The following is a 19,000-nucleotide window of genomic DNA, read 5'->3' on the forward strand; positions in this document are numbered from 1 at the left end:
CAATAATAATATGCTGAACGCGATCAGGCTTTGATAAACTCTCCATGTTCACACACAATGTCATTGCCACAGTTCGTAATGGCTTCCAGAACAGGAACAAAACCTTTTCCAAAATTAGTTAAACTGTAAATAACCTTAATTGGTGGCTTTTTACCATACACTTTCCTTAGTACCAAAGCATCTTTTTCCAACTGTTTTAATTGAAGGCTTAATGTCATTTCGGTGATGGAGGGCATTTCCTTGCGGAGCTCGCTATATCGTTTAGGTCCGTTTTTTAAATGGTACAAAATTACCGCCTTCCATTTTCCGCCAATTAAATCCATCGTAAGGCTTACCGTACAAGGGTACGTTTTTCCTTTTAGTTTAACATAATCGCCTACACATTCTGTTTTCATCTTCAATTTTTCAGGCCTATCTGTTTTGATAGTTATTGCAAATGTAAATTACTCAAAATACTTTTGCAACTATAATAATGATAGTTTAAAAATCAAGAAAAAATGTTACATACTTCAATAGAAAATAACGCAACTTCACAAATTGAAAAACCGCTCATTACCATTGTTGGTATTTTGGGCAAGCAAGGTTATAGTGTTGCGCATAGCCTACTGGCAAGCGGCGCTTACCGTATTCGCGGTATAACCCGCCGGCTTGATATTCCGGAAGCAGTTGAACTGGCGGAAAAAGGCGTTGAGCTTGTAAGCTTACCGCTCAGCCTTGGGTATAAAAAAGAGTTTACAGAAGCATTTCGTGGCGCAGATAGCATTTTTCTGATGACGCCGAACATTGCTCCGCCGGCTACCTACGAATTTGAATTGGGTAAAGAACTGGCAGATGCAGCTGTTGAGGCGGGGGTGCAACAAATCATTTTTAGTAGTCTGGAAAATGTAGACAAGTTAACAGATGGAAAATTATTCGCACCGCATTTCACAGATAAAGCCATGGTTGAAGCATATATCCGCACTTTACCTGTAAGAAGTTCATTTATCTATATGGCTTTCTTTTTTACTAATTTAATGGAATTTTATAACCCTCAATTAAAAGGTGATACGCTTGTATTTCCGATTTATTTACCGAAAAATTTTGCTGCGCCATTTGTAGATCCGCTTACTGCAACCGGACCTGCTGTTTTAGAGATTCTTTCAAATCCGGATAAATATTCAGGCAAATCCTTACCTGTAATTGGTGATATCATTAGCCCGCAGGAAATGGTTGATACTTTTACCAAAGTGACAGGTATAAAAGCTGAATACCGTTCGGCATATAAAAGGCAGGAAATGCTCCAATATTTCCCGGAATTTGCTTCAAATGATGTTTTGTTGCGAGAGATTTTAGGAATGGCAGAATTTGCTGTAGAATATGGTTACTTCAGTAACGAGCGTGACCTGCAATGGAGCCGGCAGATCAATCCGCGGACACTAAATTGGGAAGCGTTTTTACGCAAAACCAAGTGGAAGGGTCAGAAACTTATGTACTAAAAAGAATCAATCGAATTTTAAACGAAAATGTTGGCGAAATATAGAAACCCATCTCCAAAATCAATTGACGGAGGAACCGATGATCTCATTTGTTATCGACAAAAATTTAAGCAGATTTTTCTTGTCAAAAAGAAGGGTGATAAAATGATCGTCCTTCTTAAAAAAAAGTCTTATGCCTCCAGGATATTCGCCATCCTCATCAAGCTTTTCTTTCTTGATTTTGTACCTGCTGAATTTTAAAGCACTTTGTTGAGGGGTTGTCTTGTTCATCACCAAATTAAAGGGCATGCCTTCTACCTCAATTGGTTGATCGTCAGCGATGTTAAAAAACATTTCTGTTATGCTTTTGTCTTCCCCAAGGCTACAGTATAGTTCCAGCCCTGATGTGGTTTGCCACTTTGCATAGGGCTGCTCGTTAGCATCTTCATAAAAAACGGTTTTTACGCCTAATATTGCAGAAATTTTATCTGGCGTTTGAGGAAAGATAAATTCAGAATTTTTATTTAAAAGGGTTTTAAGACCAGCATTTTTCTGCGCAAAAGAAAATAGCGCGAAGAGTTGAAATAGCAATGTTAATCTGAATGCAGTTGTTTTCATAGTATGATTGATTAATTGATAGTCAGTAGTTCTATAACAATTGTTGCTGGTGGGCAGCTGCTATCAGTTCGGCGACATTTTTGACTCCAAACTTCTGTATCAGGTTCCTCCGATGGGTATCTACCGTTAACGGACTTAAATAAAGTTCCTGGGCAATATTCTGACTGGTCTTTCCCTGCGCCACGAACGATAGGATTTGCTTTTCCCTTCTGGTGAGCTGTGGTGTGTTGCGTAACTGGTTCTTAGTTGGGCGGCTGATAATTTCTACTACTTCCTTACTGTAACAGATATCTCCTTTCACTGCCGCTGCAATACACTGTCGAAGCTCCTCAAGTGAACTGTTCTTAAGGAGGTAGCCACTGGCACCGTTCTGTATGGTCTGCATAATAATGCTCCGCTCAGTGTGGTTGCTGAGGATAAGTATACTTGTAGCAGCGGATTGCTCTTTGATCATCTGGCAGAGTTCCATACCGCCAATATCCGGCAGGGTAACATCCAGCAGGACAAGATCTACGGGGTTCCTGCTTAAATAAGAGAGTAGCTCTAAGCCGTTTGAAAAGCCGCCTACAATCTCCAGATTATCTTCATTTTTAAGTAGGGTTTTAAGCCCTTCAATAACAATGGGATGATCATCTACTATAACAGTAAGCAGTTTATTCATTGATGTTGGTTTTAAGTTCTATATCTATACTTGTTCCTTCGCCAGGAGCGGAATGCACTTCAAATTTCCCTTGCAGAAATGCGATGCGGTTCTTAAGATTATCCAGGCCCATTCCTTTTTTATCAGAAAGGGTGTCCATATCAAAACCCCGGCCATTATCTTCAAAAGTAATAAAAATAGTATTTTCGTTCTGGCTGCACTGTAGTATGAGGTTGTCAGCATGGGCATGTTTGATTGCATTTGATATGAGTTCCTGCACGATTCGGTAAATGTTCAGCTGCACATTCATCGCAATATCTTTTTGAATGCCAAACATTTCTGAAGTGATGTGCAAACCGTCACGCATGTAAAATTCGCACAGGTCTTTTAAAGCGGTTTCAAGACCAAACTTCAATAAGGTTTCGGGTACCATGTTGCGGGCAATGCGGCGCAGTTCCGTGACCGAGGTGTCCAATTGTCCGATAATGCGATGAAGGTCCTTATCTTCGGAGATGCCTGGCTGTGTGTCTGTCCAGCCTGAAAGTCCTATTTTAACTCCTGAGAGCATGCCACCCAGGCCATCGTGAAGATCCCTTGCAACCCGTTCTCTTTCGAGCTCTTCACCTTCAAGCATGGCTTTGGTAATTTTGAGCTGTTGTTTTCTTTCCATTTCGCTAAGCTGTTGCTTGTAATTGATCTCCTTCTGCTGTGCCAGCTTGCGCCGGCTCCGGGCCGTAAGAAGAACGAAAACGAGCAAAAGAAGCAGAAAAAGGCAGATCAAACCAAGTATAAGCCTGTATAAACGGTCGTTTCGGGCATTAAGCTGGGCCTGCTTGTTCTCCGATTGCAGTACCTGTATTTTCTGCTGGTTTCTTGCGCTTCTGTATTTTGTCTCCAGCTCATTAATCTTTACTTTTGTCTGGTCAGTGTTGATGCTGTCATTCGTCTGCCTGTATTTAGTCAGCCAGCGGTATGCCTCTTTATAATCCCCTAGCTTTTCACTCATTTTTGCCAGTTCCGAATAAATCGTTGCCCTGTCATTACTTTTGGCAGTCAAAGTTCCTTCTTTAACAATATCCAGTAATATCTGCCGGGCCCTGGCATAGTTTTTCTGCTTCTGATAGATATCATATCTGCTGAAAAAAAATTGTTGGTAGACCTGTTTCTGGTTATACTTTTTAGCCAGCGGAATTCCTTTATCTATACTTGCGAGTGCTTTATCGTATAATGTTTTAGTGGTATAGTAAAGCGCCTCATTATAATAGTATATCGGATAGTTTAGAGAGGTGGGGTATGGCTTCAGCAGCCGTTGTGCCTTTTCCAGAAGTACCTGGGCTTTGTCTGCTTGGTTGTCATAACAATAGATGCTTACCCCTGAAAGATAGGAAAACAACAGATCAGTAGAACCAGGATTTTTGGTTTCCAGTAAGGCGATGGCTTTTTCATTATAGGCCGTCGCTTTTGAAAACTGGTAGTTGTTCATCAGGATAGTGGAAAGCTGCGTATAATAGTAAGCAATGCGTGCCGGATCGCCCGTCTTTTCTATAATAGGAATAGCTTTTTCCAGGGTTATTTTCGTCATAAAATCATATCCCATTTTGTCAACATTCATCAAGGCATAATTATACCATGATGCAGCCCGCTTTGCATAGGCGATTTTAGTGTTGAATGGAGAAAGTGCTTCTGCAGCTTTTTTAAAAGCATCGGATGCCTTCGCTTTGTTCCAGTTAAAATAATACTGCCCTTTAGAGAAGAGTGCCAGTGCATTTAAAAATTTATCGTTTTTGGCGGCAGCTGTACCTGCCTCCAGGTAGGCTTTACTCTTTAAGGTATCTTTGAATTTCCAATATTCTACCAATAGAAAATTGGTGCTCGCTCTTGAGCTATCTGTAATTTTTTTCTGTAGAATGTGCTGCAGGCTATCCAGATAATGCTGCTCATTAAGGGGAACCTGCTGTTGACCAACAGATTTAAATGAAACCAAAATACCTATCAGGAATAGAAAAAATTTTATCATGATTAAAAAAGAAGTTTATTCATTAGCCGTAGATCAGGTTATCTTTTGGTAAGGAAAATTTACCTGTAAATATGAGACATAATTCCCAACCCTTCATCATTTCATCCATCTGTTATGAAAAATACCTAAAAACCAGTAGAAAAAAAACGGTAAAAATTGGTATTTCTTTTGGCTGATACAACCAATAGCTTTGCCCTCATACCTTAATTAGCATGAAACTATGAAAACAATAACCTTGAAAGAAGCTTTTTCAGCTAAAGTGACTATTAGCCGACAGTTATTAATCCATAAAATCAATACCATGAAGCTGAAAAAATATGCCCTTACATTTCTCTATGTAATATCAGCAACAGCTGTAGTTTCGGCACAGTACAAAGAACCGGAAAAAAAAGATAAGGTGGAGATCTTCCGCCCGGAGATGGCATTCGACTCCCTGCAGGCAAAAAAAATGTTGGCAAAAGGGAGTGGTGTTATTAAAGGTGTAGCATATACGAAGCAGAAACATCCGCTTGGATATAGCGTTCCGTTCTCACCCCGTATACTGGCTAACAAAATGAAGGTAGTGCTTTTACCGGTAACACCTTATTTTGAAGAATGGTACAGGCTTAGAAAAGATAAAGAAAACATCAGGAAAAAACGTTTTGTCTATCTTTCTGATCAAGCTTACAGATATAGGCTTGAAGCAATCACAAATAGTGACGGGGAATTCACATTTCCAGACATGAAGCCTGGTAAATACTTCCTGCAGGGTATGCTGGATTATACCCTGAGGGGCAAGTATAATGCCTACACAGGTAGCGGGTATAACGACTATGGAGGGCGAACCGATTATTATCAGCAAAAAGAATATTCCAAAAATATCCAGGACCGGATTGAGGTGTTCGTAGAGGTAAAGGAGAACGGAGAGATTGTTAAGGTCAAACTGCATTAAATTCACAAAACAATAAACCTACATTATGTTAACAGATAAAAAAATTACGGGGGTTATAATTGTGCTATTACTGATCTCAGGAATTAAAGTACATGCCCAGTTCGGCGGACTGCTTGATAAAGCAAAAGAGAAAGTGACAAAGGCCGTTGAAAAAAAGATTGATAAAAATACCGCTTCAGAAAAATCCGGAGCTGCAATTAACTCAGGCAACAGCCATATCGTGACTGGTGATTCGCTGATTTTCGCAGAAGATTTTTCGGTATCTAAATCCGGTGCCACTGCCACAAGTTTCAAAACCAACGGAGCGGCTACTATTGTAACAGCAAAAGGGCAGAATGGGAAATGGATGGATGTAAGGGATAAAGCGATCTACAAATTTTCCCGTCAGCTCAACTATCCTAGGCGGTTTACCTTATCTTTTGATATCATTGCAAAAGCAGACCAGATAAAGGACATTGCTCCAATGTCATTTGGTTTTGCAAGCGATAACAGTGTTCGTCAGTACGAAAGCAATATTGGTACTTACGTGCAGCTCCACTATTACGATACCAACCAGGTTAATATAGGCAGCAATAAGCCTGAAAAATTCGTAAATACCACTTTTGATCTGGCCCCTTGGCTCAACCGTCCGCTTCATGTTGTGCTTTCTGTTGAAGGTGAACGAATGGCTGTCTATCTCAACAATGTAAAGCTTGCCGATACCATTTTGTTTAGTCCTGCTGCGGCAAAAAACTTTTATATCTCCGCACCCTGGGAATATGCTAACGATGCAGGTGTATTGGTTAGTAACTTTAAAGTTTCGGGATTTAGGAAATAGGAAATGATGGGGTGTATAATAAGTTGTAATTTTACTGTTAATTGTCAATATGGAGCTTAGCCTGTACTGAGCTTTACGAAGTATCAAAACGCCTTTAAGCATTTAAAAGAGGTCCTTTGACTATTTGTTCCGAAACTTCGGGAAGCTATCATTGACAGAATCCACTAGTTCAGCCGTCATCCGATAGCTATCGGATCTCACGCATGCGGGAATGTTAATGCAAAGATGGTACCGTCTGGAAGACGAAAAAAAAATCGTTCTTATTGATCAGTGATGAGGTGTGAGTAAAACCGGAAAAACGAAATGATGAAAATGTTAAATCAGGTAAAGTTAAATAAACCAGTTATTAAATTTTAACTTAAATTTCGACAATCAATTTTATGAATGATTATAAAAACATCCTTCTTTTTTGTACAATAACATTATTGCTAACTACAAATGTTGCTGCACAAAGTAACACTGGCAAAACGGACATTGATAGCGTGATGAGTAAAAGAATGTTCGAAAGTGGGATTGTCGGACTTGGTGCAGCCATTATCATCGATAAAAAAGTTGTCTGGAAAAAAGGATATGGATTTTCAGATATACAAAGCGGTGCAGCTTTCACCACATCAACCCTGATGAACATCGCATCAGTATCTAAAACGGTAACCGGTGCTTGCCTCATGAAAGCTGTAGAACAGGGCAAACTCTCCCTGGATGAGGATATAAACAACTATCTTTCCTTCAAAATTCACAATCCTTATTTTCCGGAAGATAAAATAACCCTTCGAAACTTATCTACTCATACTTCAGGACTTACAGACAGGTATCCTTTTTACACCGACAGCCTTTATTTTAACGGGAAAGATTCCCCACAGGTATTGGGCGATTTTCTGCAGAACTATTTTATGCCCGGTGGAAAGTATTATTCGAAAGAGAACTTCCTTAATCACAAATCCGGAACATTCCGTGAATATTCTAATATTGGTGCTGCACTTGCGGGTTATATTGTTGAAGTCAGAACGGGTCAAAAATTGAACGAATACAGTAAAAGATACCTGTTCGGTCCGTTGAAAATGGAAGATACCGGATGGTTTATGTCAGAGATAAACCTGAAAAAGCATACCAAACTTTACAAAAAACAGGATAATAACGTTAGGGAGATTCCTTTGTATGGCTGCACTACCTATCCGGATGGAGGTGTTCGCAGCTCGGTAGATAATCTAAGTAACTTCTTTATCTGCCTTTTAAATGATGGAAAATACAAAAACAGGCAGGTATTAAAAGCAGAATCCGTTATGGAAATGCTCAGATTCCAGTTTGATGAAGCCAATAAACCTGAAAATGTAAAACCTAAATCACTGAATTCAGGTATTTTTTGGGCGACAAAGATGGGGGCTACCAGGATCGGACACAATGGATCGGACCCAGGAGTAAGGGTTTTTATGCTTTCTGATCTCAATAAGCAAGTTGGCGTTATCTTATTTATAAATACTTCGTTAAGTGAAAAGGAAGAAAATAAATTCTTTGAAATTTATGAAGATCTCTATCGATACGGCATTAAACTTAGAGGATAGGATATACGAAACCGGTGAGAATAATTAAAACTAGAATAGCATACCATTTAGATGAAAAAAACCTATAAACCGTTGATTCATTATTCTCTGTTGCTGTTTATGCTGGCCAGTAGCAGTTGCAAAAACGGTAAGAATGAAAATACCGCTATAGATAAACGGGAAAAGAAGCCGCTAACAACAGTTAAAGAGAAATGGCACTGGGGCAGTGGTAAAGATCAAAATACAACAGCGGGATATGCCCAGGTTGTTAAATCCGGCAAGGTAATTTACATATCAGGTGTTCCTACAAATGACCTGAGTCCAAAAGGGATCAGCGAGGTTTATGAAAGGCTTAATCAATGCCTTAAAGCATTTGGTGCTTCCTCAAAGAATGTTGTTAAAGAAACACTTTACACTACCGATATTGAAGCGATGAAAAAGTATAACGGTGCAAGGAAAGCGTTTTATAAAGACGACTTTCCTGCTGCAAGCTGGGTTCAGGTCAGTAGACTATATGAGCCCGATTCAAAGCTGGAAATCGAACTAATTGCACATCTCGAAGGTATTGAGGAATAAAATGTAAGCAATGCTCATTTCTTTGCCAGGGCTTGAATTTTATCATAAGTTGCCGGCCATTTCAGGATGCTAAATGTAAGCTTAACAAGATGGAAAAATACTTTATCTGAGATGATGAAGAAATTGAAAATCCAATTGTATCAGAAAAATTCCCACTAAAACTAACAGCATTTATAATAAAACAAAAATATGAAGACCTTTCTAAAATGGACCAAACGTATAGTCCTGGGCTTAGTTACCTTGCTAATATTGTTGCTCCTGATCGGATTTATTTTTGAAAGAATATCACGGAATGAAGCTGAAAAAATTAAACCTGATGGCCAGTTTGTAGAAGTTGAAGATCATCGTCTTCATTATTACAAAAGAGGGAACGGCGGCCCAACCATTGTATTTGAAACCGCATTCGATCCGGCCGGACATCTGCAATGGTACAATATTCAACAAGAATTACCAAGCACTTATACAAGCGTCTCGTATGACAGGGCCGGGATTTTATGGAGTGAGCGAGGTAAAAATCCAAAATCAGGTGAGGAAATGGCTAAAGAATTACATCTTATGCTGGAAAAAGCCAACGCCCCAAAACCATATATTCTTGTAGGCCATTCCTTTGGAGGAACACTTGTCCGGTTTTTTGTCAACAAATATCCGAAAGATGTTGCAGGCGTAATATTTGTGGATAGTCAGTGCCCCGATGACGAAAAATATTTATCTCCCGAACTATTCAAAATGGTCAATCAGGGTTTGCCAGGTAGCTTTCTAAAATTCGCCAACACTTTTGGGCTCGCCAGATTAATGTTCAAAGGTATGTTTCCCAATAATAAACAATATGAATATCAAAACACCATAATGCCCGCTCTGCTGTACAAAAGTGCTGATGCATTACTGGAGGAACAGGATCAGATGCGTTCGATCAAAAATGAAGCATCAAAAATAAAATCTTTTGGCAATATTCCTCTTTATGTATTGACTGCCGTAGATGAAAAGCGCTTTGATTCTTCCATCAAAGATTTAAAACTGAAAACAGAGATGCTAAGTGCGTGGAATAAAATGCAAAAAGATTTTCTGCCACTTTCCACGGAAAGCAAACAGATCTTAATACCAAATAGCGGTCATTATATTAATCAGGAACAGCCAAAAGTTATCGAAACCGCAATCAATGATATGGTGAATAAAATATTACCTCAAAAATAAAACATCATATCTGACCTATTAATTTGAAGGTAGTAATACAGTTTTCGAGATACCAACGCTTAGAAATATCGCATCGTTTTCAAAAACCAGGGAGAAGAGAATAGTCAGATTATAATACGCTTACAGTAATTTACTACATCATTTACACTGAAAATTTTAGGCCATAATATTATATATGAAAAGAATCCTGTTACTTATCCTGATTTTGCACAGCTACTACTTCATGCAGGCACAACAAGTGCATGAACCATCTTCAAAAAATCACCCTGAATGGTCAAAGCCTTTTCCTCCTTTTCGGGTTGTGGGTAATCTGTATTATGTGGGCACAGCCGATCTGGCTTGTTATCTTATCGCTACGCCAGAAGGAAATATTCTGATCAACACCGGACTGGCATCATCAGAAAGGCTTATTGGGGAAAATATTAAAAAGCTGGGTTTTAAACTTTCAGACACCAAAATATTATTAACAACACAAGCACATTTTGATCACCTGGGCGCAATGGCTGCAATCAAGAAAGCTACAGGGGCTAAGTTCATGGTAGATGATGCAGATGCAAAAGTAGCGGCTGATGGTGGCCTTTCGGATTATGACCTGGATGGAAAGTTTTGTGTTTTTAAGCCTGTTAAAGTTGACCGCATCTTGCACAACAATGATACCATCAGGTTAGGAGGAATGGAACTAATTATGCTTCACCACCCCGGGCATACCAAAGGTTCATGTAGTTTTCTGCTCTCTGTTAATGATCAAAAAAGAAAGTACTGGGTGCTGATCGCGAATTTGCCGACTATCGTTACGGAGAAAAATTTTGCAGATATTCCTGCCTATCCTAATATTGCAAAAGATTATGCCTACACCTTACAGCGTATGAAGAACTTAAAGTTCGACCTCTGGGTAGCATCACACGGCGTACAGTTTGATCTCCTTCAAAAACATAAACCCGGAGATACCTATAATCCGGCTGCTTTTATGGATGTTAAAAGCTTTTATGACTATATTGATGAATTGCAGGTAGAATATGATAAGAAAATTGGGAAGGGGTAAAAATATCACCTACTGAACTAATACCCAAGGCAATTATATGGATCTGACTAGTATGTTATTAGCTAAAGTAGGCCTCGCCATGGATAAGGCAATGAATGCTTATCATGAGGATGAGGATATTATTTTCAATGATCTGTCTCGATCAAAGCGGTTTCATTATGATCCTAAATACATGCTTTCTCTTGGCTGGAAGAATAGTAATATCTGCATGTATCCAGGATGTGATCAAAGCGCGGTCAAGGCTTCACATACCATACAGAAATCAGCATCACTACGAAGCATAGCCCAGGATAATCACTTGTTAACCCCTAAATTTGATTATAGACGGGAAGTAATGGATCTTATTCCCATAGGTCTTAATGAAGCGTCAACCTTTCCCGGGTTTTGTCCCGGCCATGAGCAGTTATTCGGCGTTTAAGAGGATAGGAAAGATCTGAAGGAAGTGGAGGATTTTAGGCTTCAGCTTTACCGGACGATCTGCCGGGAAATTATAGCCAATGAACGCTCTTTGAAAAGTTTTGTGCTACGTAAATCACAATATGTCACCTTTCGCGACGAAACCTTAAATGACATGATTCGCAAAGAAGCAATTGCTTTAGGGGTACTACCCGAGCAAATGAAACAGTTTACTCATGAGTATCGGGATCACCGGATAAGGTCTTTAAATGCGGCAATTGAAGAAATTAAAACGAATCTGCTTCATTTGGATGTCTTTTATCAGGAAATCTTTAATGATATTCGTAAAGCAAAAATTCAGAAGATCTTTTTCCAGGTGGTAGGGATGGATTGGGTTATTCCGTGTGCATTGGCAGGAAGAGGTGAGTTTATAGCGCAGACGAGATCAAAAAAGGTGAATGTAGAGGTAATAATAAATGTGATTCCTTACCATAACCGTACCTATGTAATTATTGGTACGCATCATAAAATGAAAGAACACCTGAAATCATATCTCAGGCGCTACACCGAGCATCCGATGAAGATGATTGCGATGATTGAAAGCTGGATGCTTTATGGTTCTGATCACTGGTTTTTACAGCCTGCTGTCTGGTGGGAGCTTGCTGAAGTCGATAAAGGCCTACTCATAGAGGAGATGTTTACCAAGAAAAATATTAATGAATTGCCACCCCTTCCAATATTCATAGGATTAAGGTCGCAACTGAATAAAATGATGAATCCGTCAGATCAGGCTTAACAATTTTTATTTTATGGTTGTTTGCTCAAGGCTTTTGATGATGTTTTAGCCCATACTAGCACAAGTCTTAGTGCAACGGGGGTATTGAGGCTGACTTGTGCTTTCAATAGATAATTTATCTATGAGATTGTTTTGAGCGCAAGTCAGGCAATAATGGGCCAGACCAGAGTACTAAACCTTGCACTTTAAAGGACACTATTATCCTAAAAAATCAACTATGAATTTATTGTATTCTTCACGCATCGGCAATTCGAAATCAGTATACAGATCCCGTTTATCTGCCGATACATATTCACTGGTTTTAGGATTAAACCCCGCTTTTTTTATATTTTTCCAATAAAATCCTATTCCTCTTTTTTGCCAGGCGGGAAGGTTGTTGAAATTGATGCCATATTGAAATAGTAATTCGTTTTTGGCCGCAATACTCATTCCTTCAATTTTAGAAGAAGCTTGGTTTTTGTTATGATTGTCCTGTCTCAACCGCCAATAGCAATGTGCATTCAAAGCATTTCTATGTGCATCTTCGCTGCGCCATCTGAAATAATCTTCAACTAATTTTTTGTTAGGAAGTTCAGAAATACGGCAATCAAATGCGCCAACATCTCCCAAAATGGAAGAAAATTTAGCACTGGCTTCGCCAGCCAAAACGGAAATGTATTTTCTTGCCTTTCGCCCAAAAAGATTTTCACTAGGGTGAAATAGCAACGATATTTCATCACTTTGGGTATAACCGTAAATGACATTAAAACCGCAGTTCATCAGATGTTTTACGGTCTCGATCATCATATTCCGGAATTTTTCATCAAACGGCGCGTCAAACTGATGTACTTCCTTGGTAAGCCTGGTAAAACCCCGGCCATCAATTCTGGCAACCATGTACATTTCAGGTAAAATACAACGATCCTGTGCGGTTTCATAAACCCTCATCTTAGCATCCAAATCATCAAATTTCATCTGACCATGGTTTAATAATAAACGAGTTATTCTCTGCCGTTACATAATATAGCTCGTCGAAACCCTCATTAATAGAGGGTAAGTTCAACTTTTTAAAAGTTCCCCTTATACCAATTTCAGGAATCTTTTCTTTGCCTGAGCGCTGATTATTACGTTCGACCGCATCAGTCAGTTTCGATTGAAAATAATATCCGGTTACTTTGAATTTGTTTGCCTTCGCAATGGATATATACTTTGCTCTTTCTTCTAGAGTAGGATTCGTATTGTCTACTACAAAAGGCTGAGAGGTGAGGATACAGGTTTCAATAAACCTGATTTCCTTATTTCTCGTGTTTAATAAATCTAAGGAAATATGTACATGCGTTTTAAAAAACCTCTCTTTAAAAAAAGTAGTTTTTCGAGTTGCCTGAATGCCACAAAATATGATTGCTTCCATCTTCCTAAAGATTCGGTTTTATGGATACAAAAAAAGGAAGAATTATCATTAATTCTTCCTTTTTTTTGATGCGGAGAGCGAGGGATTCGAACCCCCGGACCTGTTACAGTCAACAGTTTTCAAGACTGCCGCATTCGACCACTCTGCCAGCTCTCCGCTGCAAAAGTACAAACTCAGCTTAAATCTGCAAACTCAGAAAGCTTTTTTTTTATATAAACTTGATAATTACTTAACACAGAGGGAGAAAAAATTATTTCTTCTGTATATTTTCTTCAATCGGCTCCGATTTTTTGAACAAATTAAAAGTAGGGCGAATGATCTTCACACTTCTTTTGCTTACATCAACGCTGGCATTGAGCTCAAAACCAATCAATAAAATCAATGAATTGAGGTAAAGCCAGATCATCACTACGATTAACGTTCCGATAGAACCATACACCTTGTTGTAAGAAGCGAAATGATTGATGTAGAAGGAAAATCCCCAGATGGTAAGAAAAGCCAGTATGGTTGCCAGCCAGGAGCCTGCGCTGAACAAGCGCCATTTTTTGGTGTGAGATGGACCGTAACGGTATAAAATGGAAATGGTGATGAAATACAGAATCGCCAATAATGCCCAACGGGTAAATTTGATGGTATAAACCAAAAAACTATCTTTTAAATGTAGCTCGTCGTTAATTTTGTTCAGCAGAACTTCACCCAAGGCCATGGCGCTAATGCAGATGATGATCGAAAAACAGATAATCACTGTTAGTACAAGCGCAATTAAACGTTGTTTTATCCAGCCCCTGGTTTCGATAATCAACGATGATTTATTAAAAGCCTTCATTAAGTTTTTAACCCCATTGGTAGCAAAAAACAGGGCTGATAAAAAGCCGAAAGACAACAAGCCTGTATTTTGCTTTTTGATGATGTCTTTCAATGTTGTTTCAAAGGCATCAAAAGCATTGTGTGGCAGTACCAGCTGAATTAAATTTAAAAGCTGATCCTGGAAACCCTTTATCGGTATAAAAGGGATTAAAGTAAACAGGAAAATAATCCCCGGAAAAATGGCCAGCATGAAACTGTATGCCAGCGAGGAAGATTTGTTTACCAGTGCATCTTTGCCGATTTCGCGGAAGAAAAACGTAGCAACGGTATATAAAGGCAGAGGGCTAAATCCGGGCAAAACACATCCCTTAGTCCATTCTATAAACCTGGAATAGAATTTAAGATGTAATAATTGCCTGTGTAACCATTCCATTGTATTGGCTAATTAAAAAACACCGATAATTTTTCCATAAAATTTTCGGGTGGATTTGTCGGTTTATTTTTCTCCATGTCAACAAAAACCAGTGTAGTTGCCCCGATGTTGATGAGTTCTTCTTTTTCGTTATACAGCTCGTACTCAAAAAAGATCCTGATGCCGGGCAAGGTTTTGATAATTGTTTTTACGGTAATTTCCTGATCGTAAAGGGCAGGTTTAATGTATTTACACTTTAATTCTAAAACCGGCATCATAATGCCATCAGCCTCCATAGAACTATAGCTCATGCCCAAACTGCGTAACATTTCTACCCGGCCAACTTCGTAGTATTGTGCGTAATTGCCATAATACATATAGCCCATCTGATCGGTTTCGCCATAACGAACCCTGATTTTTGTACTGTGGCTATACATTATTTAAATATATTTCTTTTGTTTAACGCTTCACGGTATTTCCTGGCATTAATTTCGTGCTGGGCTTTATTTTCTGCGAAATTATGGTAGCCTGAAAAATCTTCCTTCGCGCACATGTAAATGTAATTGTTGTTATCGCGGTTTAATACAGCATCAATGGCATTAATACTAGGCATCATAATTGGTCCGGGAGGCAAACCTGCATATTTATACGTGTTGTAAAGCGATTGTACCTGCAATAATTTTCCTGTTACCCTTTTCACTGTAAAATCGTTGTTTGCAAAAATTACCGTCGGATCGGCCTGAAGCAATATGCCTTTATTTAAACGGTTTAAATATAAGCCCGCTATAATTGGCATTTCTTTGTCGTAAAGCGCCTCTGCATCCACAATTGAAGCCAAAGTGTACACCTGCGAAGGCGTAAGGTTTAAGCTTGCTGCTTTTTGTCTACGATCGGCATTCCAGAATTTATCATATTCCTTATGCATGCGCTCAAAGAAATCAACTGGTGAAATATTCCAGTACATTTCATAAGTATTCGGAATAAACATGGCATACACATTATCCTGGTTAAAACCATATTTACTGATCAGCGCTGTAGAATCTAACACATTGATAAAGCTCAGCGAATCGGCCTCCAGATTGCTGGCCAGGTAGGCCGCAAAGTTTTCTTTCTTACGGATGTTATGGAATTTCAATTTAACCGGATCCTGGTTTCCGGCTTTGATCAGGTTAATCAGTGTGCGGTTGGTCATTCCTTTTTTCAAACGGTAACGTCCGGGTTTAACGCTTGTAGCTAAATTCATTTTTCCGGCAGCTGCTGTAAAAGAAGAAATGCTTTTTACCAGATCTTTCTTTTTAATTTCTGCAATCAGATCATCGTATTTACTCCCGGTTTTGATATATAAATATTTTTGATTTTCGGTAACGTTAGGGGCAAAGTAAAGCCTGTAAATATTTAACGCAAAGTAACCAGCAATTAAAATCACGACAAGCGCGATAATTATAGCCGCTTTTTTGCCTGTACTCATGTTCTTTTTTTCTACTTCAGTCATCTGTAATATGATACTTGTTTATTGTTGTTTGTTAGATAGGGTAATGTTAATCCTGGTGCCTATAGCCACTTTTGTTAACGAATCAACCAGCATAGGGTCTTGTTTAATAATAACAGCAGCAGCACTATCGGTAATAGGCCCATCGTAAATGATGTTGCCTAAACTCAGGTTTGAACCCCTTAGGCTAAATTTAGCTTCATCCATGGTTAAACCCATTAACTGGGGAATATCTACTTCTTCATTTCCACGTCCATCGCCTAAAACCAGGTTAATTCTCGAGCCAACAGGCACAATCTGTCCGGCCGCAATAGGTTGACCGCCAAAGGAGGCTTCTAACACCACATCACGACTTACGTCAGGCTTATAGGTTGTATCTCCAAGCTTTAATCTCGAACTCTCTATAATGGCCTGTGCTTCCCTTAAAGTTTTAAACGCTATATCAGGGAATTTTGTATTCGGTGTTTTGCCTGCGTTAATGGTTAAATAAATGGTACGGTTATCTTTTACAAAGGTATTGGGGTCAGGATCCTGATCAATTACAATTCCGGCAGGTTGATCCATAATAAAAACAGAATCTACTTCATATTTTAATCCTGCATCTTCCAGTTTCTTAACTGCCTGCTCAAAAGATAAACCTTTTACCATAGGTACATTTAGGCCCTGTCCGTGCTTGGTGTAATATCTTAAACTAAAAAAAGCAACCAATAGAAGTACTACAACGGTTACTATAGCGGCTAATATGTTGTTTCTAAACGATTTGGTTTTTAAATAATCTATAAATTTAGACATGAATCTTAATTTGGGTTATGCGTACAAGCTCAAATGTAACTATTTTAATGTTGGATTGAATTATCGAATCTGTTTCTTCATTCATCATTCAATTACTCACTCCTTCAATAATTCTCCTTCAATAATACTAAAGCACAAAGATATTTATATTTTTGAGGATATATTTATATTCAATTTCTATTTATAAAAGGATTTTTAACATGAAGAAAACGATAGCATTGTTAACAGGCGGTACCACAGGCGAATGGGTTGTTTCTGTAAAAAGCGCAGCCACTATTGCTCAAAATATCGACCCCAATTTATACGATGTGTATAAGATTATGCTGAACGAAAAGGGCTGGTTTTATGAACCTGCCGATTCTGTTAAGATTGAAATTGATAAAAACGATTTTTCCTTAACACTTGAAGGAAGAAAAATTAAGTTTGACGGCGTTTTTATTGCCATACATGGTTCTCCTGGCGAGGACGGAAAATTGCAGGGCTATTTCGATATGTTGGGCATTCCATATACCGCCTGCGATGCATTAACTTCGTCTATTACGATGAATAAGGGTTACACGAAAGCCGTTGTAGCGGGTATTGATAAGCTGTACACCGCAAAATCTGTTCAGATATTTAAAGGTGGAAATTATAATTTAAATCAGATTAAGCAGGATTTAAGATTGCCTTATTTTGTTAAACCCAACAGCGGGGGCAGCAGCATTGGCATGAGTAAGGTAAAACATGCCGACGATCTGGAAACAGCCATTGAAAAAGCATTTAAAGAAGATAGTCAGATTTTAATAGAAGAGTTTGTCAGTGGCAGGGAATTTTCGGTCGGCATTTTTGGCGCTGAGGGCAAAGTTATTGTTTTACCAGCAACAGAAGTGATCCCGAAAAATGAGTTTTTCGATTTTGAGGCAAAATATACGCCTGGCGCAACGGAAGAAATTACCCCAGGCAGAATGAGTGCCGAAGAAGTGACCCGTGTGCAACAGGTGGTAAAGGATGTATACCAGAAATTAAATTGCAGGGGAGTGGTACGCATTGATTATTTCCTGGAGGAAGGAACCGGTAAATTTTATTTTATCGAAATCAATACCATTCCCGGACAAACAGCAACCAGTTTTATTCCACAGCAGGTAGCTGCAATGGGAATTACCCTGAAAGAATTTTATACTCTTTTAATGAAAGAAACGCTGGGGTAGTACTTGTGAATTTTGTCATTCTGAATGCAATGAAGATCTTTAAATAGTAGCATTGCTTTATGAACATATCTACTTTGTAAGCGCGGCAATTTAGGTCCAGTCTTTTATTTGTTAGGGATTATTCATTTATTTAGGCTAATTTTAATGGTATTTATGCTTGCTTCGCAAGCCTTAACTTCGTTCAGAATAACAAGTGACACATATAATTATATCAAAAATAATCTTTAAGATCTTTAACAGAGGTATCTAAAATATTGATTTGCCTAAACAACGATGAATATCCAAAAACTGATTGATAAAGGTTTAAAACTCAAAAGCTATTCAAAAGATTCAGTTATCTACGAGCCGGGGATGCAGCCCCGCTACGTGTATTTTATCAAATCGGGCGAGGTGCGAATGGTTACCGTGAGCGATGAAGGAAAGGAATTTATACAAGGCGTTTTTAAAATGGGGCAGTATTTCGGTGAACCTGCTCTATTAGTGAACCGACCTTATTTAGCCTTTACTATTGCCAATAAAGATTCGCAGATTATTGTGGTAAATAAAGAAGATTTTTTCGGACTGATTAAAAACGAACCCGATTTTAGCATGGAGTTGATCCGTACTTTAAGTAACCGCCTCTTTTATAAATCGATGATGCTGGAAGAACTGGCGAGCGAAAAGGCCGATCATCGGTTGTTAACGATTATCAATTACCTTCTTAACGATATTGCTGTAGGTGAAAATTTAAAAATAACGCGACAAGAATTAGCCGACATGACTGGCTTAAGGGTAGAAACAGTTATCCGTAGCACTAAAATATTAGCGGAAAAAGGCCTGATCAGAACCATTAAAGGGAAAATAGTAAAGGTTTAGCATGGCTTAACCAATTTATACAACAATCCTTAAACATGACTTAGATCATAAA

The 19,000-nt window shown here is 38.7% G+C and carries 21 protein-coding genes and 1 tRNA gene; 11 read left to right on the forward strand and 11 right to left on the reverse strand.

Going from position 1 to position 19,000, the window contains the following annotated elements; all coding sequences use genetic code 11:
- Positions 1 to 23 precede the first annotated feature (23 nt).
- A complete protein-coding gene (locus FFJ24_RS07550) occupies positions 24 to 395 on the reverse strand; it encodes a helix-turn-helix domain-containing protein (RefSeq protein ID WP_138820877.1) in 372 nt (123 codons plus the stop codon).
- Between the two features lie 102 nt (positions 396 to 497).
- Here FFJ24_RS07550 and FFJ24_RS07555 point away from each other — a divergent pair, with 102 nt between their 5' ends.
- Entirely contained in the window at positions 498 to 1,475 is a 978-nt protein-coding gene (locus tag FFJ24_RS07555; RefSeq protein ID WP_138820878.1) for an NmrA/HSCARG family protein, read from the forward strand.
- A gap of 60 nt (positions 1,476 to 1,535) precedes the next feature.
- Here FFJ24_RS07555 and FFJ24_RS07560 read toward each other — a convergent pair whose 3' ends face one another.
- From FFJ24_RS07560 to FFJ24_RS07570, 3 genes are read right to left on the reverse strand one after another with little or no spacing between them, the layout of a single operon-like run.
- Complete coding sequence (locus FFJ24_RS07560; protein ID WP_138820879.1) at positions 1,536 to 2,072, reverse strand: hypothetical protein; 537 nt, start codon at positions 2,070 to 2,072, stop codon at positions 1,536 to 1,538.
- A gap of 31 nt (positions 2,073 to 2,103) precedes the next feature.
- Complete coding sequence (locus FFJ24_RS07565; RefSeq protein WP_138820880.1) at positions 2,104 to 2,733, reverse strand: response regulator transcription factor; 630 nt, start codon at positions 2,731 to 2,733, stop codon at positions 2,104 to 2,106.
- On the reverse strand, positions 2,726 to 4,729 hold the full coding sequence (locus FFJ24_RS07570) for a sensor histidine kinase (RefSeq protein WP_138820881.1): 2,004 nt from the start codon (positions 4,727 to 4,729) through the stop codon (positions 2,726 to 2,728). The genes FFJ24_RS07565 and FFJ24_RS07570 overlap by 8 nt, the downstream gene beginning before the upstream one ends.
- A 301-nt stretch (positions 4,730 to 5,030) precedes the next feature.
- Between FFJ24_RS07570 and FFJ24_RS07575 the strand changes: the two genes are divergently transcribed.
- From FFJ24_RS07575 to FFJ24_RS07610, 8 genes are all read left to right on the forward strand, one after another.
- Complete coding sequence (locus tag FFJ24_RS07575) at positions 5,031 to 5,660, forward strand: carboxypeptidase-like regulatory domain-containing protein (protein WP_138820882.1); 630 nt, start codon at positions 5,031 to 5,033, stop codon at positions 5,658 to 5,660.
- A gap of 25 nt (positions 5,661 to 5,685) precedes the next feature.
- On the forward strand, positions 5,686 to 6,477 hold the full coding sequence (locus FFJ24_RS07580) for a hypothetical protein (RefSeq protein WP_138820883.1): 792 nt from the start codon (positions 5,686 to 5,688) through the stop codon (positions 6,475 to 6,477).
- Between the two features lie 380 nt (positions 6,478 to 6,857).
- Positions 6,858 to 8,036, forward strand: coding sequence for a serine hydrolase (locus tag FFJ24_RS07585; RefSeq protein ID WP_210419482.1), 1,179 nt, complete (start codon positions 6,858 to 6,860; stop codon positions 8,034 to 8,036).
- A gap of 51 nt (positions 8,037 to 8,087) precedes the next feature.
- Positions 8,088 to 8,591: a RidA family protein gene (locus FFJ24_RS07590; RefSeq protein WP_138820884.1), complete on the forward strand. Its 504-nt coding sequence runs from the start codon at positions 8,088 to 8,090 to the stop codon at positions 8,589 to 8,591.
- A 189-nt stretch (positions 8,592 to 8,780) separates the two neighbouring features.
- Entirely contained in the window at positions 8,781 to 9,782 is a 1,002-nt protein-coding gene (locus tag FFJ24_RS07595) for an alpha/beta hydrolase (RefSeq protein WP_138820885.1), read from the forward strand.
- Between the two features lie 175 nt (positions 9,783 to 9,957).
- Complete coding sequence (gene bla / locus FFJ24_RS07600) at positions 9,958 to 10,824, forward strand: subclass B3 metallo-beta-lactamase (RefSeq protein WP_138820886.1); 867 nt, start codon at positions 9,958 to 9,960, stop codon at positions 10,822 to 10,824.
- Between the two features lie 37 nt (positions 10,825 to 10,861).
- A complete protein-coding gene (locus FFJ24_RS07605) occupies positions 10,862 to 11,242 on the forward strand; it encodes a hypothetical protein (RefSeq protein WP_138820887.1) in 381 nt (126 codons plus the stop codon).
- Between the two features lie 24 nt (positions 11,243 to 11,266).
- Complete coding sequence (locus FFJ24_RS07610) at positions 11,267 to 12,016, forward strand: hypothetical protein (protein ID WP_138820888.1); 750 nt, start codon at positions 11,267 to 11,269, stop codon at positions 12,014 to 12,016.
- 198 nt (positions 12,017 to 12,214) lie between these two features.
- On the opposite strand, the gene FFJ24_RS07615 is transcribed toward FFJ24_RS07610, so the two are convergent.
- The 7 genes from FFJ24_RS07615 to FFJ24_RS07645 form a co-directional block, all read right to left on the reverse strand.
- Positions 12,215 to 12,970, reverse strand: a complete 756-nt coding sequence (locus tag FFJ24_RS07615) for a tRNA(His) guanylyltransferase Thg1 family protein (protein ID WP_138820889.1) — start codon at positions 12,968 to 12,970, stop codon at positions 12,215 to 12,217.
- Positions 12,960 to 13,406: an AAA family ATPase gene (locus FFJ24_RS07620; RefSeq protein ID WP_138820890.1), complete on the reverse strand. Its 447-nt coding sequence runs from the start codon at positions 13,404 to 13,406 to the stop codon at positions 12,960 to 12,962. Before FFJ24_RS07620 ends, FFJ24_RS07615 begins: the two co-directional genes overlap by 11 nt.
- A gap of 71 nt (positions 13,407 to 13,477) precedes the next feature.
- A tRNA-Ser gene (locus FFJ24_RS07625) sits at positions 13,478 to 13,562 on the reverse strand.
- A 94-nt stretch (positions 13,563 to 13,656) separates the two neighbouring features.
- The gene (locus FFJ24_RS07630; RefSeq protein WP_138820891.1) at positions 13,657 to 14,646 is read right to left on the reverse strand and encodes a YihY/virulence factor BrkB family protein; all 990 of its coding nucleotides are present in this window, start codon (positions 14,644 to 14,646) and stop codon (positions 13,657 to 13,659) included.
- Positions 14,647 to 14,654: 8 nt separating this feature from the next.
- The gene (locus tag FFJ24_RS07635; RefSeq protein WP_138820892.1) at positions 14,655 to 15,062 is read right to left on the reverse strand and encodes a thioesterase family protein; all 408 of its coding nucleotides are present in this window, start codon (positions 15,060 to 15,062) and stop codon (positions 14,655 to 14,657) included.
- Positions 15,062 to 16,117 carry an endolytic transglycosylase MltG gene (mltG, locus tag FFJ24_RS07640; RefSeq protein ID WP_138820893.1) on the reverse strand — a complete coding sequence of 352 codons (1,056 nt, stop codon included), beginning with the start codon at positions 16,115 to 16,117 and terminating at the stop codon, positions 15,062 to 15,064. Before mltG ends, FFJ24_RS07635 begins: the two co-directional genes overlap by 1 nt.
- Before the next feature lie 18 nt (positions 16,118 to 16,135).
- Positions 16,136 to 16,906, reverse strand: a complete 771-nt coding sequence (locus FFJ24_RS07645; RefSeq protein WP_138820894.1) for a PASTA domain-containing protein — start codon at positions 16,904 to 16,906, stop codon at positions 16,136 to 16,138.
- Positions 16,907 to 17,106: 200 nt separating this feature from the next.
- Here FFJ24_RS07645 and FFJ24_RS07650 point away from each other — a divergent pair, with 200 nt between their 5' ends.
- Both FFJ24_RS07650 and FFJ24_RS07655 read left to right on the forward strand, forming a co-directional pair.
- Positions 17,107 to 18,093, forward strand: a complete 987-nt coding sequence (locus FFJ24_RS07650) for a D-alanine--D-alanine ligase (RefSeq protein ID WP_138820895.1) — start codon at positions 17,107 to 17,109, stop codon at positions 18,091 to 18,093.
- A gap of 273 nt (positions 18,094 to 18,366) precedes the next feature.
- The gene (locus FFJ24_RS07655) at positions 18,367 to 18,948 is read left to right on the forward strand and encodes a Crp/Fnr family transcriptional regulator (protein WP_138820896.1); all 582 of its coding nucleotides are present in this window, start codon (positions 18,367 to 18,369) and stop codon (positions 18,946 to 18,948) included.
- The last annotated feature ends 52 nt before the right edge of the window (positions 18,949 to 19,000 follow it).

It is taken from the genome of Pedobacter sp. KBS0701, assembly GCF_005938645.2.
Lineage (GTDB): Bacteria > Bacteroidota > Bacteroidia > Sphingobacteriales > Sphingobacteriaceae > Pedobacter.

Coding starts and splice junctions, on each gene's coding strand:
- FFJ24_RS07575 (WP_138820882.1), top strand. CDS start 5,031: ATGAAGCTGAAAAAATATGCCCTTACATTTCTCTATGTAATATCAGCA.
- FFJ24_RS07560 (WP_138820879.1), bottom strand. CDS start 2,072: ATGAAAACAACTGCATTCAGATTAACATTGCTATTTCAACTCTTCGCG.
- mltG (WP_138820893.1), bottom strand. CDS start 16,117: ATGACTGAAGTAGAAAAAAAGAACATGAGTACAGGCAAAAAAGCGGCT.
- FFJ24_RS07655 (WP_138820896.1), top strand. CDS start 18,367: ATGAATATCCAAAAACTGATTGATAAAGGTTTAAAACTCAAAAGCTAT.
- FFJ24_RS07550 (WP_138820877.1), bottom strand. CDS start 395: ATGAAAACAGAATGTGTAGGCGATTATGTTAAACTAAAAGGAAAAACG.
- FFJ24_RS07595 (WP_138820885.1), top strand. CDS start 8,781: ATGAAGACCTTTCTAAAATGGACCAAACGTATAGTCCTGGGCTTAGTT.
- FFJ24_RS07645 (WP_138820894.1), bottom strand. CDS start 16,906: ATGTCTAAATTTATAGATTATTTAAAAACCAAATCGTTTAGAAACAAC.
- FFJ24_RS07615 (WP_138820889.1), bottom strand. CDS start 12,970: ATGAAATTTGATGATTTGGATGCTAAGATGAGGGTTTATGAAACCGCA.
- FFJ24_RS07605 (WP_138820887.1), top strand. CDS start 10,862: ATGGATCTGACTAGTATGTTATTAGCTAAAGTAGGCCTCGCCATGGAT.
- FFJ24_RS07585 (WP_210419482.1), top strand. CDS start 6,858: ATGAATGATTATAAAAACATCCTTCTTTTTTGTACAATAACATTATTG.
- FFJ24_RS07590 (WP_138820884.1), top strand. CDS start 8,088: ATGAAAAAAACCTATAAACCGTTGATTCATTATTCTCTGTTGCTGTTT.
- FFJ24_RS07565 (WP_138820880.1), bottom strand. CDS start 2,733: ATGAATAAACTGCTTACTGTTATAGTAGATGATCATCCCATTGTTATT.
- FFJ24_RS07650 (WP_138820895.1), top strand. CDS start 17,107: ATGAAGAAAACGATAGCATTGTTAACAGGCGGTACCACAGGCGAATGG.
- FFJ24_RS07570 (WP_138820881.1), bottom strand. CDS start 4,729: ATGATAAAATTTTTTCTATTCCTGATAGGTATTTTGGTTTCATTTAAA.
- FFJ24_RS07620 (WP_138820890.1), bottom strand. CDS start 13,406: ATGGAAGCAATCATATTTTGTGGCATTCAGGCAACTCGAAAAACTACT.
- FFJ24_RS07635 (WP_138820892.1), bottom strand. CDS start 15,062: ATGTATAGCCACAGTACAAAAATCAGGGTTCGTTATGGCGAAACCGAT.
- bla (WP_138820886.1), top strand. CDS start 9,958: ATGAAAAGAATCCTGTTACTTATCCTGATTTTGCACAGCTACTACTTC.
- FFJ24_RS07580 (WP_138820883.1), top strand. CDS start 5,686: ATGTTAACAGATAAAAAAATTACGGGGGTTATAATTGTGCTATTACTG.
- FFJ24_RS07630 (WP_138820891.1), bottom strand. CDS start 14,646: ATGGAATGGTTACACAGGCAATTATTACATCTTAAATTCTATTCCAGG.
- FFJ24_RS07555 (WP_138820878.1), top strand. CDS start 498: ATGTTACATACTTCAATAGAAAATAACGCAACTTCACAAATTGAAAAA.